Here is a 14,233-nt window from a genome sequence, read left to right on the forward strand (position 1 = left end):
CGCCCAAGTATGGACCCGCCGCCCGGCGCCCCCGCCCACCGCCCCGCGACTCCCCGGCGCGCGCCCGCACCGCACCGGCCGCCGCGCGGCTGCCTTGTGGGCGACGGCGGGGGTGGAGACGGCTCCTACCGGGCCAGGAAGTCGGCGAGTTCGGCGTTCAGCGCGGCGGGGTGCAGGTGGGGCAGGCCGTGGTGGGAGACCCCGGCCAGGGTGCGGACCCGGGCCCGGGGCAGCAGGGCCGTGGCGCGGGCGGCGAGGGTGTGCGGGTCGTGGCTGCGGCTGTCGGCTGCGGGGAGGACCAGGCACGGGGCGTCGAGGGCGGCCAGCGCCGCGGGGCCGGGGCGGGGGCCGGTGACGGGGCGGGCGGCGGGGAAGGCCGCGGCGAGGCCGTACAGGCGGACCCAGTCCGGATCGAGCGGGGCGCCGCCGGTCTCCCAGGCCAGGAAGGCGCGGGCCCGGCGCTCGCTGGGGCGGGCCAGCAGCGGGGCGGCGTGCAGCAGGTACGGGAGGCGGAAGCCGGTGAAGCAGCCGGTCGGGTCGAGCAGCGCCAGCCGGGAGACCCGGGCGGGGCGGCGCAGCGCGTAGGACAGGGCGATCCAGCCGCCGTACGAGTGCCCGCACAGGTCGGCGCGGTCGACGCCGAGCGCGTCGAGGACGGCGTCCAGCCAGCCGTGCAGGTCCTCGACGGTGCGCGGTCGGGGCCGGCCCGCCGGGTCGGAGCGGCCGGCCTCGCCGATCCGGTCGACGGCGAACACCCGGGCGGTGCGGGCGAGTTCGCCGACATTGGCCCACCAGCCGGCGGCGGTCGCGCCGCCGCCGTGGAGCAGCAGCAGGGGCGGGGCGCCGGGCGGTCCGGCGGCGTTGACCCGGGTGGTGCCGTACGGGGTGGCGAGGTCGAGGGGGTCGACCGGGACGGGCCAGCGGTCGAGCAGGGCGTCGTAGGCGGACAGGAAGGCGGACCGGTCGAATCCCATAGGGGCTCCTCGGGCAGTTGCCGCGCTCGGCAGTCGTCTCGCTCGGCAATCATCTCGTGCAGCAAGCTTCTCGCTCAGCGAGATACTATGCGGGACGGGGCCGCCCCCGAACAATCACCCCGTCCTGCCCCGCCCCCGTCCCCAGAGAGGCCGACCGGATGACCGACCCCGGCCCGGGCCTGCGCACCGTCCACCAGCTGCGCGCGCTGACCGTCGAACTCGACCTGCTGGCCGCCGCGTTCGCGCAGCGCCACGGCCTGCACCCGACCGACCTGCGGGCGCTGATCGCGCTGCTGGATGCCGCCCGGACGGGAACGCCCGCCACGCCCGGGCGGCTGGGCCGCGAGCTGGGCGTCAACTCGGCGGGCACCACCGCCGTGCTGGACCGGCTGGAGCGGCTGGGCCACGTCCGCCGCGCCCGCGACCCACACGATCGGCGGCGGGTGCTGCTGGAGGTCACCGAGCGGGCGGTGGCCCTCGGCCAGGGCTTCTTCGGGCCGCTGATCGGCGAGACGGTCGCCCTGGTCGACGGGCTGTCCCCGGCCGAACGGGCCACCGTCGAGGGCTTCCTGGCGTCCATGCGGGAGATCGTCGCCCGGCACGCGGACGGCGGCGGGGCCGGGTAGCCGGTGGAGGCGCGGGCCTGCGGACGGCGGCGGGGCCGGGTAGCCGGTGGAGGCGCGGGACTGCGGACGCGCGGACGCCCGGGCGGGTGGGGCCCGCCCGGGCGTCCGTCGATCGGGTGCCGTCAGTGCGACGGGAACAGGTGGGTGTTGAAGGTCAGCTTCGGGGTCGCGTTGTCCGCCAGGGAGCGGGCCTGCGCGGGCCACCAGCCGCCCGCGACCGGGTCGACCGAGCCGTACTCGGGGTCGGCCGGGCCGGCCGTGCCGCGGGTGCAGCTGCCGTCGGACTCGCCCGGGACCTTGACCCAGAGGAAGGCGTCCAGCAGGGCCCGGCCGGTGTCGGCGGTGGGGCGGGTGCCCAGGCCGCGGCCGGGCGGGTTGCACCAGGTCTGCGGGTCGCCGGTGTACTTGCCGGGCTCCGGCGTCCACGGGCCCCGGCCGTTGCGGCTGCTGTCGATCACGAAGTGGGTCAGCTCGGCCGTGGCGGGGACGTGCTCGGCGTACCAGGCGTCGGCGTCGGCGTCCGGCCAGTACTGGTTGGCGCAGGAGTCGGCGGTGGCGCCCGGGGTGTTGCGCAGGTACCAGACGCACTGCGAGACCTGGGTGCCGTAGCGGATCAGCGAGGCGTCGGTCTGGTAGTTCGACACGTTCAGGAAGAAGCCCTGCGCGCGCGCCACGCCGCCGTCGATCAGCAGCTGCGCCTGGGTGCCGACGTTCTGCCAGGTGCTGTGCCCGGCGTCCAGGTAGACGATCGCGCCGCGCTGGCGCTCCAGCCGGTCCACGGCGCCGGAGATCTCGGCGAGGCGGTCCTGCTGCTGGGCGGCGGTGCCGCCGCAGAACGCGGGCGACAGGGCGAGGCCGTCCGGCTCCAGGACGACCACCGTCCTGCGGTCGCCGATGCCGCGGGCCAGGGCGTCGATCCAGGCCGCGTACTCGGTGCCGTTGGACGCGCCGCCCGCCGAGTACTGCGAGCAGTCCCGGCCCGGCACGTTGTACGCCACGGTGACCGGCACCTGCCGGGCCAGGGCGGCCTTCGCCTGGAGCGCAGCCATCGCGTCGGTGGTCTCCTGCGGGGTCGCCGTCCCGTTGAACCACTGTGCGATGGGCCAGGACGCCAGCTGCGCCATCGCGGCGGCCCCCGCCAGGTCGTGCGCCTTGAGGTCGGCCAGCGCCTGCTGCGCGGCCTTGCTCGCCGGGTCGACGTAGAACCGGGTGTCCGGGGCGAGGGTCCGCGCCCCGGACGCGGCGGGCGCGGCGGGCGCGGCGGCTTGGGCGGGCGCGGTGGCGAGTCCGAGGCCGGACGCGAGCAGCACGGCCAGCGAGAGCGCGGCTCGGACGGGGTGGGTCGGGCGCATGGCAGGTCTCCCCGGCAGGGATCGGTGGGGTGGCGGAGCCGCCCATGCAGCCACCCCGCCACCGTCCCGTCAAGACCGCCCCGGCCCCGGCCCCCGAACCCGCAGCGGAACCCCCGCCGACGGCCCTTCCGCGCTGAAACTTTCACCCGCCCGCGCCGCCCGCCCCGCCCCGCCGCTCGCCCCGCGGTCACCGGCGCCGCCCCGCGAAGCGGCCCGGGGTGGTGCCGACGATGCGGCGGAAGTGCCGGGCGAGGTGGGACTGGTCGTGGAAGCCGAGGGCGGTGGCGACGGCGGCCGGGGGGTGGCCGTCCAGCAGGAGGCGGCGGGCGCGGTCGATCCGGCGGGTGGTGAGGTACTGGTGCGGGGGGAGGCCGAACGCGGCGGTGAAGGTGCGGACCAGGTGGGCGGGGTGGGCGTGCAGCCGGTCGGCGGCGTCGGCGAGGGTGGTGCGTTCGGTGAGGCGGGCGTCGAGCAGGTCGCGCAGGCCGTGGGCGAGTCCGGCGGCGGGGGCCGGCGCGGCAGCGGTGGCGCGCGGGCGCAGGTGGTGGCGGAGCCGTTCGGCGATCAGGGCCAGCCGGCTCTCGGCCTCCAGCTCTTCGCCGGGCCGGCCGAGCAGGGTGTGCAGCTGTCCGACCCGGCGGCGCAGCAGCGGGTCGGCGAGGTCCGGCCCGTCGACCGCCGGGCCGATCAACTCCCGTCCCAGTTGGCCTGGTTCGAGGTAGAGCACGCGTTTGCGGAAGCCGTCCTCGGTGGCCGGTGAGCCGTTGTGCGGGACGTCCGGGGGCAGCAGGCTGACGATGTCGTGCGGGGTGCCCCGGCGGTGGCGGTCGAGGTCGTAGCGGACGGCGCCGTCGTCGACGATCAGCAGCGTCCAGGATTCGTGGACGTGCATGGGGTAGCGGTGCACGGTGAAGTGCGCGTGGAACACCTCGACCACGCCGGGGACGGACGGGCGCCAGGCGGCGGTCTCCTCCGGCGGCGCTGCGGGCATGCGAAGAACGTACAAGACCGGACGGCGCGGCGGGCGGCACGCTCACTCCATGGACAACACCCCGACCTCCCCCGACCCCGCTCCCGGCACCGGCCCCTCCCCCGCGCCCGTCCGCTTCGACAGCAAGATCGCCGTGCTGCTCCGCGCGGACCTCGCACCGTGGCAGCGGCTGAACGTGACGGCCTTCCTGGTGAGCGGGCTGGGCACCGCCGTCCCGGAGCTGATCGGCGAGCCGTACCTGGACGCGGACGGCGCGGACTACCTGCCGATGTTCCGCCAGCCGGTGCTGGTCCTGGAGGGCGGGTCCGAGCTGCTGGCCGCCGCGCACGGGCGGGCGCTGGCGCGCGGGCTGCCGACGGCGGTGTTCACCGCGGAACTGTTCGCCACCGGCAACGACCGCGACAACCGGGCGGCGGTCCGGGCCGTGCCGACCACGGCGCTGGACCTGGTCGGCCTGGCCCTGCACGGCCCGCGCAACGCGGTGGACAAGGTGCTCAAGGGAGCCCGGATGCACCCCTGACGACCCGGCCCCCCGCCTCCGTCCCGGCCGCGCGCCCCGGGCCGGGCGGCCCGGGGCGTCCCGGCCCCGGGCGTCAGGCGTGCAGCGAGGCGAGGGTGACGACCGTGATGTCGGAGGGCGCGCCGACCCGGACCGGTGGGCCCCAGGCGCCCGCGCCGCGGGTGACGTAGAGCTGGGTGTCGCCGTAGCGCTCCAGGCCCGCGACGGTGGGGTTGGCCAGTTCGGCCAGGTAGTTGCCGGGCCAGAGCTGACCGCCGTGGGTGTGGCCGGAGAGCTGGAGGTCGACGCCGTGGCGCACGCTGTCGTGGATGGTGACCGGCTGGTGCGCCATCAGGACGGCGGCGCGGGTGCGGTCGCGGTCGCCGAGCGCCCGGTCGTAGTCGGGGCCCTGGCCGTGCGCGGTGCCGGCGAGGTCGTTGACGCCCGCCAGGTCGAACCGGGGCAGCTCGACCCGGTCGTTCTCCAGCGGGTGCACGCCCAGCTCGCGGACGAACTCCACCCAGGGCGCGGCGCCGGAGAAGTACTCGTGGTTGCCGGTGACGAAGTACGCCCCGTCCCTGGCCCGCAGGTCGGCCAGCGGGCGGGCGGCCGGGCCGAGTTCGGAGACGGTGCCGTCGACCAGGTCGCCGACCACGGTGATCAGGTCGGGCTGGACGGCGTTGATGGTGTCGACGATCCGCCGGGTGTGCGCCCGGCCGAGGATCGGCCCGAGGTGGATGTCGCTGACCACCGCGATCCGGTAGCCGTGCGCTACGCGCGGGAGTTTCGCCAGCGGCACCGTTACCTGCTTGACCCGCGGCCCGCGCAGCACCCCGTACGTGCCGGTGCCGACCACCCCGACGGCCACCGCCGCGGCTCCGCCGGCCACCACCCGGGAGACGAACAGCCGACGTGAGGCGACGCTCTCGACCGCGCTCTCCGCAGTGCTCTCGGCAGCGCTCCGCACGACCGGCTCGGCGGACTCGACCGGCTCGGCGGGCTCGGCGGGCTCGGCGGGCTCGACCGGCGCGGCGGGCGGGGCGGACTCCGGTTCGGCAGGCTCCGGGCGGGCGGTCTCCGGCCGGGCGGCGGCAGCGCGCGGACGGGGGCGGCGGAGGCGGACCAGCAGCGGACGCAGTGCCTCGCCGGCCAGCAGGGCGAGCAGCAGGTAGAGGCCGAGGGCCGCCCAGAGGTAGCCGGGCCAGGCGAACCAGCGTTCCACCGCGAGCGGGAAGGCCCGGCCGCCGATCAGCGCCAGCAGCATCAGCGCAGGGAGCAGGAGGGCCAGCGCGGTGCCGGTGCGCCGGTAGGGGCCGCCGGGGCGGGAGACGTCCCGGACCAGGCGTCGCCACAGGTACCAGTGCATCAGTCCGAGCAGCCCGAGGGCCGCCACCGCCACGACCGCGATCATCATCGGGCCAGTATCGGCGGTGGGCCCGGCGCGGTGGACGGCGGGTGGTGGTCCGGGTGCGCTGCGTGCCGGTCCGGGTTCGGTTCCCGATCACCCCTTGTGAGCCCGCGCACATCGGGGCGGCGGTCGACGATCCCGGATAGTTGGTGTGCGGCGGATCACGGGCGGGGACCCCCGGGGCGGTCGGCGGACGGGCGACCGGTCGGTGAACTGGCAGGTCGGAGGCGGTTTTCGGGGGGACCGGGGACAGCGGTCGCCACCGGCCGCGCGGGGCGGCCGGGCCCTGGCGGTGCCGCTCGGGGTGCCGGGTCCGCTACTACGGGGCGTAGTTCCGAGGGCCGTTGTTCGGCTGTCCGGCGTCTGTCAAGAATGTCCCGTCCCCAGGCAGTCCGGCCGGTTCGGCCGCCGGACTCCTGCCACCGCGTGCACCGGGTGCGCCCCGGCCGGTCCTCCGGCCGCCGGGCCCGTGGCGCGCTCCGCGTCCCGGTCGGCGGCCGGCGTGTCCGTCCCGGCCGTCCGGCCCCGTGCGAGGAGAGGTCGCCATGCGCCACCGCAGGACCCTGACCCTTTCGGAGAAGCTCCACTGCCACCGGCACACCCTGGTGACCGGCATCGCCACGCTCGCGGTCGCGGGCACCGCCACCCTGGCGCTCGCGCTGCCGCAGAACGGCGGCGCGGCCGGCGCCACCGCCGACCCGGTGCTGGCCGGCAGCCCGCAACTGTCCGCGGACGCCTTCGGATCGCCGTCTCCCGCCTCGGCCTCCGCGTCCGCCGCCACCTCCACCGAGGCCCAGGCACAGGCGCAGGCCCAGGCGGAGGCGGAGGCCGAGGCGTCCGCGTCGGCCTCCGCGTCCGCGTCCGCCGCGGCGGAGGCGTCCGCCCGGGCGGAGGCCGACGCCAGCGCCAGTGCGAGCGCGAGCGCGGAGGCGTCCGCCTCGGCCGAGGCCGCCGCGCAGGCGAAGGCCGCCGCGGAGGCGAAGGCCCGGGCGTCCGCCTCTGCGTCGGCGGCCGCCCGCGCGCAGCAGCGCCCGTCGCTGTCCGCCACCGCCTCGCCGTCGGCCCGGGCCGGGTCCCCGTCCTCGTCGCTGCCCTCGGCCTCCCCGTACGGCGGGACGCCGCAGCAGATCGCGGCGCGGATCGTCCCGGCGGGCCAGTTGCAGTGCTTCTCGAACATCGTGGAGCGCGAGAGCAGTTGGGACGTGCATGCGACCAACGCGTCCTCGGGCGCGTACGGGCTGATGCAGGCGCTGCCGGGTTCGAAGATGGCGTCGGCGGGGGCCGACTGGCGGGACAACCCGGCCACCCAGATCACCTGGGGGCTGGCGTACATGAACGAGACGTACGGGAGCCCGTGCGCGGCGTGGTCGTTCTGGCAGGCGCACAACTGGTACTGATCGGGCGACTCCGGGGGCGTGCTCGCACGGTGTCTCCGCAGCTCGGCCACCGGGCGTACATCTGACGATACGTCAGCAAGTCACGGCGTTCCGTCCCCTATCCGGACATTTCATCGCACAGTCATGTCCGTTCGGTGAAGATTACGCGAACTTCCCGTGGCCGGTGTCCGGTATCGTCGCTTTGGTGCGGCTTCCGACCTTTGCCTGAGGCTGTCCCCACCCCTAGCCTCCCGGCCATGGCCCCACCACTGATCACCGTCGTGCTGCCCGCTTACGACGAGCAAGGACAACTGAAGGAATGCCTCGACTCCCTGCTCGGGCAGTCCTTCCGCGAATTCGAGATCATCGTGGTGCAGACCCCGTCCGAGCACTGTCCCGAGCGGCTGGTCGAGGCGTACGAACTGCGTGACGCCCGGGTGCGGGTGCTGCGGCTGGACGCCGAGACCGGCATCGGGCGGGCCCGGATGGCCGGGGCCGCGCACGCCCGCGGGCAGTACCTGCTGTTCCTGGACGCCGACCACCTGCTGCCCGAGGACGCGTTCGAGGCGATGGACGCGCGGCTCACCGAGACCGGCGAGGTCGACGTGCTGCTGTTCGGCCACAACCGGGAGTACCGGGGCAAGGTCTGGCCGGGCAACGCGGCCGAACTGCTGGCCGCCGCCGGGCCCGCGGTGTTCTCCCCCGCCGAGCGCCCCGAGCTGTTCGGCGCCCCGCCGCTCGTCTGGGACCGGCTGATGCGCAGCGGGACCATCCCGGCCTTCCCGGACGGCTTCTACGAGGAGATCTCGGCGGTGCACCGCTCGTTGCTGGCCGCCACCCGGGTCGCGGTGCTGGACCGCGAGTGCGTCACCATCCGCCGTCGGCACACCCTGCACCCGGCGGGCAGCGAGGGCGCCAGCCACTTCGACGTGTTCGACCGCTACGAGAGCACCTTCGAGCTGCTGGACGCCCAGCCGGCCGGGACCGGGCCGGTCGCCGCCGCCGTGCGCCCGCACCTGTTCACCAGGATGGTCCGGCACTACCTGTTCGTCTTCGACCTGCCCGGGTGCCTGACCCGCGCCGAGCGCCCGCAGTTCTTCCAGCGCGCCGCCGAGCACTACAGGCGCTTCCTGCCGACCGGGTACCGCCGCCCCGAGGGCCGCGAGGGCATCAAGTTCTCGCTGCTGGCCTCGAATTCGTACGCCACCTTCGAGGTCGCCAAGTTCTCCCGGCTCGCGGGCGGGCGCCGCTGAACCGCCGCGCGGCGGAGCGGGACGGGACCGGACCGGGGCGCGCGGGGGCGCGGGGACCCGACGCCCTGACGCTCCGTCCGCTCCACCGCGCACCCCGTCGCGCCCCGTCGCCCGCCGTTTCCCGACCGGGCCCGGCACGTCCCGGCGCGTCCCACGCCGCGTCCTGACGCACCGTCGGACGGGTGCGGAGGGTAGAGTCCGTCCGCGCGGACAGTCGGCGTCCGTCCCTGCGCCCAGCGCACCGCGCCCAGTTCCGTGCAGGCACCACCGGACCGGAAGGCGAACTCCCCGATGTCCTCCTCCGCTTCCCCGTCAGCGGCTCCGACGCCGGCCCCGGCCGCGGACCCGTCGGCCACCGACGCGTCCGGGACCGCCGGCGGGCCGACCCCGCAACCGTCCGGCCAACTGCCGCCCCAGCGGCAGCTGTCCGGCTGGGCGCTGCTGCCGCTGGGAGCGCTGCTGCTGGTCGAGGCGTTCGCCTGCATGGCGGTGCTGATCAGCGTCTGGACGCCGCTCACCACGCTGACCGCCGAACACGCCCCGACCGGCGACCCGTTGCCGTGGACGGTGCTCGGCCTCGGCCCCTGGCACCTGACCTCCAACACCGCGATGCTGCTGGCCGTGCTCGCCGCCAGCGGCCTGGGCAGCTTCGTGCACGCCGCCACCTCCTTCGCCACCTACGCCGGCAACCGGCAGCTGCTGCCCAGTTGGCTGCCCTGGTACCTGCTGCGCACCGCGATCGGCGGCGCGCTCGCCCTGCTGGTGTACTTCCTGCTGCGCGGCGGCCTGTTCGCCAACGGCACCGACGGCACCGCCACCAACCCCTACGGCTTCGCCGGGATCGCGGGGCTGTGCGGGCTGTTCTCCAAGCAGGCCACCGACAAGCTCCGCGAGGTGTTCGACACCGTCCTGACCACCAAGGCCGGTGCGGGCGACGACGAGCGCGACGACAAGATCCAGCCGGTGCCCCCGGCCGCCACCGCCCCCGTTCCCGCCACCGCTCCCGCTCCCGCCGTCACCGCTCCCGTTCCCGCCGCCACCGCCGCGCCGGTGGCGGCCCCGCTCCCCCGACTGGCCGACCCGGCGCTGCCGGTGATCCCGCAGCAGCACACCACCTCGCCGGAAAGCTCCTGACGGGAGGTCGGGGCGGCGGTGCGTCAGGGAGCGGTGACCACCCGTCAACCCTGGTCCGGCGTCAGGGGCTTCGGGGACGTCGAGTCCTTCGGGGCCGTCCGGGTCAGACGAAGGCGCCGATGCCGGTGGCGGCCCGGCCGACGATCAGGGTGTTGATCTCCCGGGTGCCCTCGTAGGAGTAGAGCGCCTCGGCGTCGGCGACGAAGCGGGCGATGCTGTAGTCCAGCACGATGCCGTTGCCCGCCAGGAGTTCGCGGCCCCAGCCGACGGTCTCCCGCATCCGGGTGGTGCAGTACGCCTTGGCCAGGGCGGAGTGCTCGTCCCGGAAGGTGCCGGCGTCCTCCAGCTGGGCCAGCCGCACCACCATCCCCAGACAGGAGGTGGCGTTGCCGAGCATCCGCACCAGCAGGTCCTGGACCAGCTGGAAGCGGGCGATCGGGCCGCCGAACTGCTCGCGCTGACGGGTGTAGTCCAGCGCGATCCGGTAGGCGCCGAGCATCACCCCGACCGCCTCCCAGGCCACCCCGCTCCGGGTGCGCCGCAGCACGTCGGCGGTGTCGCGGAAGCCCTCCGCCCGCTGCAGGCGGTCCGCCTCGGGGACCCGGCAGTCGGTGAGCACCACGTCCGCGTTCTCCACGGTGCGCAGCGCCATCTTGTTCTCGATCCGGGTGGCGCTGAACCCCGGGTTGTCGCCCTGCACGACGAAGCCCAGGACGTGGTCGGTCTCCTCGTCCCTGGCCCAGACCACCACCAGGTCGGCGAAGGTGGCGTTGCCGATCCAGCGCTTGGCCCCGTTCAGCACCCAGGTGTCGCCGTCGCGCCGGGCGGTGGTGCGGAGTCCGGCGGCGACGTCGGAGCCGCCCTGCGGCTCGGTCAGCGCGAAGGCGCCGATCCGCTCCATCCGGGCCATCGCCGGGAGCCAGCGCTCGCGCTGCTCCGGGGAGCCGCAGCGGGCGATGCTGCCCATGGCCAGTCCGGAGTGGACGCCGTAGAAGGTGGCCATCGAGGCGTCCACCCGGGCCATCTCCAGCGCGATGAAGCCGTTCAGCAGGCTGCTGGCGGGCTTCTCCCGGTACGCGAGGCCGCAGATGTCGAGTTCGGCGTACCGGGGGATCAGCTGGTGCGGGAACTCGGCCCGGCCCCACCACTCGTCGGCGTGCGGGGCGACCTCCCGTTCCAGGAAGTCGCGGACCCGCCGCACCACCTCGGCCTCCTCGGGGGCCAGCAGGTCCTCGAACCGGTACAGGTCCTCCGCCAGTACGGTGTCGGTCATGGTGCACTCCTCGGTTCGGCGACGGGGCGGCGACGGTGCCGCCCCGGGTGCGCCTACCCCTTGATCGCCCTTCGACGCCGGTCGCCGCCCCGGCCGGTCAGCGGTGGGCGGCCAACGGTGGTCGGCCGGCGATGGCCGGTCAGCGGTGGTCGAGGTGCGGGAAGACGAACTCGTCCAGCAGCAGGCCGAGGGCGACCGCGGCCGGGACGGCGACCAGTGCGCCGACGATGCCCAGCAGCGCGCCGCCGACCAGGACGGCCACGATGGTGACGAAGGGGTGGACGTCGACGGCGAACTTCATCGTCCGCGGCATGATCAGGTAGTCCTCCAGCAGCCGGAAGCCGATGTAGAAACCGGCCGTGGCGAGGGCGACCGGCCAGGAGACCGCGAGCGCGACCAGGCTGACGACGATGCCGCCGATGGTGGAGCCGACGATCGGCACCAGGTCCATCAGGGCCACGAACACACCGAGGGCGGCGGCGTACGGCACGCCGACCGCGGCGCACCACACGGCGGTGGCGAGGCCCGCGATCACCGAGGTGACCAGGTTGCCGAGCATGTAGCGCCCGGTGCGGGTGAGGATCTCCTCGGTGAGCTCGCGGGCCCGGGCGCGGCGGCTGCCCTTCACGAAGCGGTAGCAGAACTCCTTGATGTCGGGCATGCCCGCCATCAGGTACAGGGTCACGGTGGCGACCACGGTCACCGAGGTGACGGTGTCGAGCAGCAGCCGTCCGGCGCCCAGGACGCCGCCCATCAGGCCGGGCCCGCCACTGCCGCCGAGGGCGTTCTTGGCCTGCTCGGCGAGGTGGAAGCGGTCCTCGATCCGGCCGAGGAGGGAGTGGTGGTCGTGCACCTGGTCCAGCCAGAGCGGGATGCGGCGGGCCAGTACGCCCGCCTCCTGGCCCACCGGGGGGACCACCAGCAGCAGGAAGCCCGCGGTCAGCAGCAGGAAGACGCCGAGCACGGCGGCCACCGCCCAGCCGCGCCGCAGCCGGCGCCGGCACAGCGCGGCGACGATCGGCTCCAGGCTGACCGCGAGGAAGGCGGACAGCAGGAGCAGCGTCAGGAACTCCTCCAGGCGCAGCAGCTGGCGGAAGAGGAACCAGCCGGTCAGTGCGCCGAGCGCCAGGCGCAGTCCGGTGGAGAACCCGGGCAGGCGGGCGAGCGAGGAACGCCGTGCGGGCGCCTCGGACGGCGGGGGGTCGGCCACGGGGGCGGCCGGGGCCGCGTCGGGGGGCACCAGCAGCCGACGGCGTATTCCGTCCGCCGCGCCGGTGGTGACGACGCGCAGTCCCGGTGGCATCTTCATCGTCGTGGGTCCGTTCCGCTCGCGGGCCTGTGCTGGGGGCACCGTCCGGTTGCCCCGTCGCGGCGAGTCGAAGCCCCTCGGGGACGACCGGTGCGCGGGCGGGACCGGCCGGGGCGGTGCCGGGGGTGGGGTGGGGACGCGGCGCGGCCCCGGGCACGCACCGGTGAGGGTGCCCGATGCCCGGGGCCGTTCGGCCGGGTCATGCTTCACCGGCCGCACCGCCGCGGCGGAGATGTGGGATCACGCCGGGGCGGAGTCGGTGTCCGCTGCGCGTGCGGCGCAGCGGTGGCTGGCGGGCCGTGCCCAACTGGTGGGTCGTGCCCAACTGGTCTGCCGCGCACGACCGGTGGGTCGTGCGGCGGAGTGGTCCGGGTCCGACCGTTTCGGGCCGGACCCTGACCGGAGCGGCGGGGGGCCGCTCAGTTGCGGAAGGCGTCCTTGACGTTCTCCTTGGCCTGCTTGAGGTCGCCCTTGGCCTGGTCAGCCCGGCCCTCCGCCTCCAAGCGCTCGTTGCCGACGGCCTTGCCGACGTTCTTCTTGACGGCGCCCTTGAGCTTGTCGCCGGTGTTCTCGACCTTGTCGCCCATGCTCATCTCTGCCTCCTGGCTGCCGGTTTCACGCTGTCGTTCACGCTGACGAACAACCGGGTGCCCCGTGCCGGACGGAAGATTCCCACGAATATTCGCGGTGGCCGGGGGCAGCAGAGGCCGCGACATCGAGATCCTGGAGGCTGTCGTGGTTCCCCTTCTACTGGTCCTGCTCCTCGCTCTGCTGCTGTTCGGCGCCGGTTTCGCAGTGAAGGTCCTGTGGCTGGTGGCCGTGATCGTCCTGGTGGTCTGGCTGGTCGGTTTCGTGGCCCGCGGCGCCCACCCCTCCGGCGGTCGCCACCGCTGGTACCGCTGGTAGGACGCGCCCGCACCGCACCGGCCGCTTGGGCCGCCCCGGACTTCCGGGGCGGCCCAAGCGGCTGGTGGCATGAACCGGCGCCGCCGGCCCGCCCTGCTGCCCTGACTGCCCTGAGCTGTTCCCCCGGCCTGTTCCCCCCGACCCACTGCTCCGGCCTACTCCTCCGGCTCCCAGGCCCGGAGCAGGTCGAGCAGCCCGGCGTCCCCGTCGACCCGCAGGGACCCGGCCGGGACGCGGTCGTACAGGTAGAGGACCAGCTCACCGGCCGTGCCGTGGACGGAGACGCCGGCCGGCTCCAGGCCCGCACCGTCCGCGGCAGCGGGCGCGGGGAGACGGGCGGAGCGGGCGCCGTCGCCGTCGACCGTGAGGCGCCAGGAGCGGCCCTCGGTGGCGTGGAAGTCGAAGGTGGCGGGCTCGTGCGGCCAGGCGCTGGGCGACGCGACGCAGGTGAACAGGAACTCCTCGACGCCGTCGAGGGCCGGCCCGGTCGGCAGCGGCTGCGGGGCTCCCCCGGCGAGCTGGGCGTCGTAGGCGTGCACCGCGCTCTCCTGGACCCGGTGCCGGGCGACTCCGCCGGAGCTCCGCGGCGTCTGCAGCGCGCTCCACCACGCCCAGCAGCCCGCGTCCGGGCCCGCCTCGCGCAGGGCGCCCAGCAGGAGCTGCGTCGACGCGGCCAGCCAGGCCAGCAGGGCCTCGCGCTCCCGCGGCACGTCCAGCGCGGCGCGCGCGGCGACGGCTTCGGCCGGGGGGCCGTCGGCGGGCCCAGCACCGACGATGGCGGCCCAGAAGCGGTCTCCCCCGCCCAGGTGCTTCGCCAGGTCGAACAGCGTCCACTCCGGGCAGGTCGGCACCTGCGCGTCGAGGCTGGGCGCGGCGGCGACCGAGGCGCGGAAGGCGGTCGACCGTTCGTCGATCAGTCCCAGCAGGTCCGGGAATTCAAGATTCTTCTCCACGCCGGATGTCTACCACCGTGCCGCGCGGCCGGACAGCCATTTTCCCACCCGCCGGTGACGGTGGATGCTCCGGTCCGTCTCGCCGCGCGGCCGGGGTGGCCGGTCGGGTTCGCCGGGGCGTCGTTCAGCCCGGCGACCGGCCACCGGCCACCGGCCACTGGCCCGAGGCCGGGAGCAGT

The 14,233-nt window shown here is 75.4% G+C and carries 14 protein-coding genes; 6 read left to right on the top strand and 8 right to left on the bottom strand.

The window, feature by feature from the left end; all coding sequences use genetic code 11:
- Positions 1-125 precede the first annotated feature (125 nt).
- Positions 126-974 carry an alpha/beta fold hydrolase gene (locus K353_RS28555; RefSeq protein WP_111556400.1) on the bottom strand — a complete coding sequence of 283 codons (849 nt, stop codon included), beginning with the start codon at positions 972-974 and terminating at the stop codon, positions 126-128.
- A 158-nt stretch (positions 975-1,132) separates the two neighbouring features.
- On the opposite strand from K353_RS28555, the gene K353_RS28560 reads away from it, so the two are divergent.
- Entirely contained in the window at positions 1,133-1,600 is a 468-nt protein-coding gene (locus K353_RS28560; protein WP_111556401.1) for a MarR family winged helix-turn-helix transcriptional regulator, read from the top strand.
- 122 nt (positions 1,601-1,722) lie between these two features.
- Here K353_RS28560 and K353_RS28565 read toward each other — a convergent pair whose 3' ends face one another.
- Positions 1,723-2,952, bottom strand: a complete 1,230-nt coding sequence (locus tag K353_RS28565; protein ID WP_111556402.1) for a glycoside hydrolase family 6 protein — start codon at positions 2,950-2,952, stop codon at positions 1,723-1,725.
- 187 nt (positions 2,953-3,139) lie between these two features.
- Positions 3,140-3,943, bottom strand: coding sequence for an AraC family transcriptional regulator (locus tag K353_RS28570; RefSeq protein WP_111556403.1), 804 nt, complete (start codon positions 3,941-3,943; stop codon positions 3,140-3,142).
- Positions 3,944-3,992: 49 nt separating this feature from the next.
- Here K353_RS28570 and K353_RS28575 point away from each other — a divergent pair, with 49 nt between their 5' ends.
- Positions 3,993-4,463 carry a DUF2000 domain-containing protein gene (locus K353_RS28575; RefSeq protein ID WP_111556404.1) on the top strand — a complete coding sequence of 157 codons (471 nt, stop codon included), beginning with the start codon at positions 3,993-3,995 and terminating at the stop codon, positions 4,461-4,463.
- A gap of 73 nt (positions 4,464-4,536) precedes the next feature.
- On the opposite strand, the gene K353_RS28580 is transcribed toward K353_RS28575, so the two are convergent.
- Positions 4,537-5,856, bottom strand: coding sequence for a metallophosphoesterase (locus tag K353_RS28580; protein ID WP_111556405.1), 1,320 nt, complete (start codon positions 5,854-5,856; stop codon positions 4,537-4,539).
- A gap of 539 nt (positions 5,857-6,395) precedes the next feature.
- On the opposite strand from K353_RS28580, the gene K353_RS34550 reads away from it, so the two are divergent.
- From K353_RS34550 to K353_RS36120, 3 genes are all read left to right on the top strand, one after another.
- A complete protein-coding gene (locus tag K353_RS34550) occupies positions 6,396-7,247 on the top strand; it encodes a lytic transglycosylase domain-containing protein (RefSeq protein ID WP_111556406.1) in 852 nt (283 codons plus the stop codon).
- 236 nt (positions 7,248-7,483) lie between these two features.
- Complete coding sequence (locus tag K353_RS28590; protein WP_111556407.1) at positions 7,484-8,479, top strand: glycosyltransferase family A protein; 996 nt, start codon at positions 7,484-7,486, stop codon at positions 8,477-8,479.
- A 291-nt stretch (positions 8,480-8,770) separates the two neighbouring features.
- Positions 8,771-9,613 (top strand): hypothetical protein, encoded by an 843-nt coding sequence (locus tag K353_RS36120; protein ID WP_233533887.1) that lies wholly within the window; start codon positions 8,771-8,773, stop codon positions 9,611-9,613.
- A 103-nt stretch (positions 9,614-9,716) separates the two neighbouring features.
- Here K353_RS36120 and K353_RS28600 read toward each other — a convergent pair whose 3' ends face one another.
- From K353_RS28600 to K353_RS28610, 3 genes are all read right to left on the bottom strand, one after another.
- A complete protein-coding gene (locus tag K353_RS28600; RefSeq protein WP_111556408.1) occupies positions 9,717-10,886 on the bottom strand; it encodes an acyl-CoA dehydrogenase family protein in 1,170 nt (389 codons plus the stop codon).
- A 139-nt stretch (positions 10,887-11,025) separates the two neighbouring features.
- Entirely contained in the window at positions 11,026-12,195 is a 1,170-nt protein-coding gene (locus K353_RS28605) for an AI-2E family transporter (protein ID WP_233533888.1), read from the bottom strand.
- 419 nt (positions 12,196-12,614) lie between these two features.
- Positions 12,615-12,788: a CsbD family protein gene (locus K353_RS28610; protein WP_111556409.1), complete on the bottom strand. Its 174-nt coding sequence runs from the start codon at positions 12,786-12,788 to the stop codon at positions 12,615-12,617.
- 142 nt (positions 12,789-12,930) lie between these two features.
- Between K353_RS28610 and K353_RS28615 the strand changes: the two genes are divergently transcribed.
- Positions 12,931-13,101, top strand: coding sequence for a hydrophobic protein (locus K353_RS28615; RefSeq protein ID WP_111556443.1), 171 nt, complete (start codon positions 12,931-12,933; stop codon positions 13,099-13,101).
- 155 nt (positions 13,102-13,256) lie between these two features.
- Here the strand turns inward: K353_RS28615 and K353_RS28620 are convergent, their stop codons facing one another.
- Positions 13,257-14,054 carry a maleylpyruvate isomerase family mycothiol-dependent enzyme gene (locus K353_RS28620; protein WP_111556410.1) on the bottom strand — a complete coding sequence of 266 codons (798 nt, stop codon included), beginning with the start codon at positions 14,052-14,054 and terminating at the stop codon, positions 13,257-13,259.
- Between the last annotated feature and the right edge of the window lie 179 nt (positions 14,055-14,233).

The sequence above is a fragment of the Kitasatospora sp. SolWspMP-SS2h genome, assembly GCF_003259315.1.
GTDB lineage: Bacteria > Actinomycetota > Actinomycetes > Streptomycetales > Streptomycetaceae > Kitasatospora > Kitasatospora fiedleri.

Coding starts and splice junctions, on each gene's coding strand:
- K353_RS28555 (WP_111556400.1), bottom strand. CDS start 974: ATGGGATTCGACCGGTCCGCCTTCCTGTCCGCCTACGACGCCCTGCTC.
- K353_RS28560 (WP_111556401.1), top strand. CDS start 1,133: ATGACCGACCCCGGCCCGGGCCTGCGCACCGTCCACCAGCTGCGCGCG.
- K353_RS28565 (WP_111556402.1), bottom strand. CDS start 2,952: ATGCGCCCGACCCACCCCGTCCGAGCCGCGCTCTCGCTGGCCGTGCTG.
- K353_RS28570 (WP_111556403.1), bottom strand. CDS start 3,943: ATGCCCGCAGCGCCGCCGGAGGAGACCGCCGCCTGGCGCCCGTCCGTC.
- K353_RS28575 (WP_111556404.1), top strand. CDS start 3,993: ATGGACAACACCCCGACCTCCCCCGACCCCGCTCCCGGCACCGGCCCC.
- K353_RS28580 (WP_111556405.1), bottom strand. CDS start 5,856: ATGATGATCGCGGTCGTGGCGGTGGCGGCCCTCGGGCTGCTCGGACTG.
- K353_RS34550 (WP_111556406.1), top strand. CDS start 6,396: ATGCGCCACCGCAGGACCCTGACCCTTTCGGAGAAGCTCCACTGCCAC.
- K353_RS28590 (WP_111556407.1), top strand. CDS start 7,484: ATGGCCCCACCACTGATCACCGTCGTGCTGCCCGCTTACGACGAGCAA.
- K353_RS36120 (WP_233533887.1), top strand. CDS start 8,771: ATGTCCTCCTCCGCTTCCCCGTCAGCGGCTCCGACGCCGGCCCCGGCC.
- K353_RS28600 (WP_111556408.1), bottom strand. CDS start 10,886: ATGACCGACACCGTACTGGCGGAGGACCTGTACCGGTTCGAGGACCTG.
- K353_RS28605 (WP_233533888.1), bottom strand. CDS start 12,195: ATGAAGATGCCACCGGGACTGCGCGTCGTCACCACCGGCGCGGCGGAC.
- K353_RS28610 (WP_111556409.1), bottom strand. CDS start 12,788: ATGAGCATGGGCGACAAGGTCGAGAACACCGGCGACAAGCTCAAGGGC.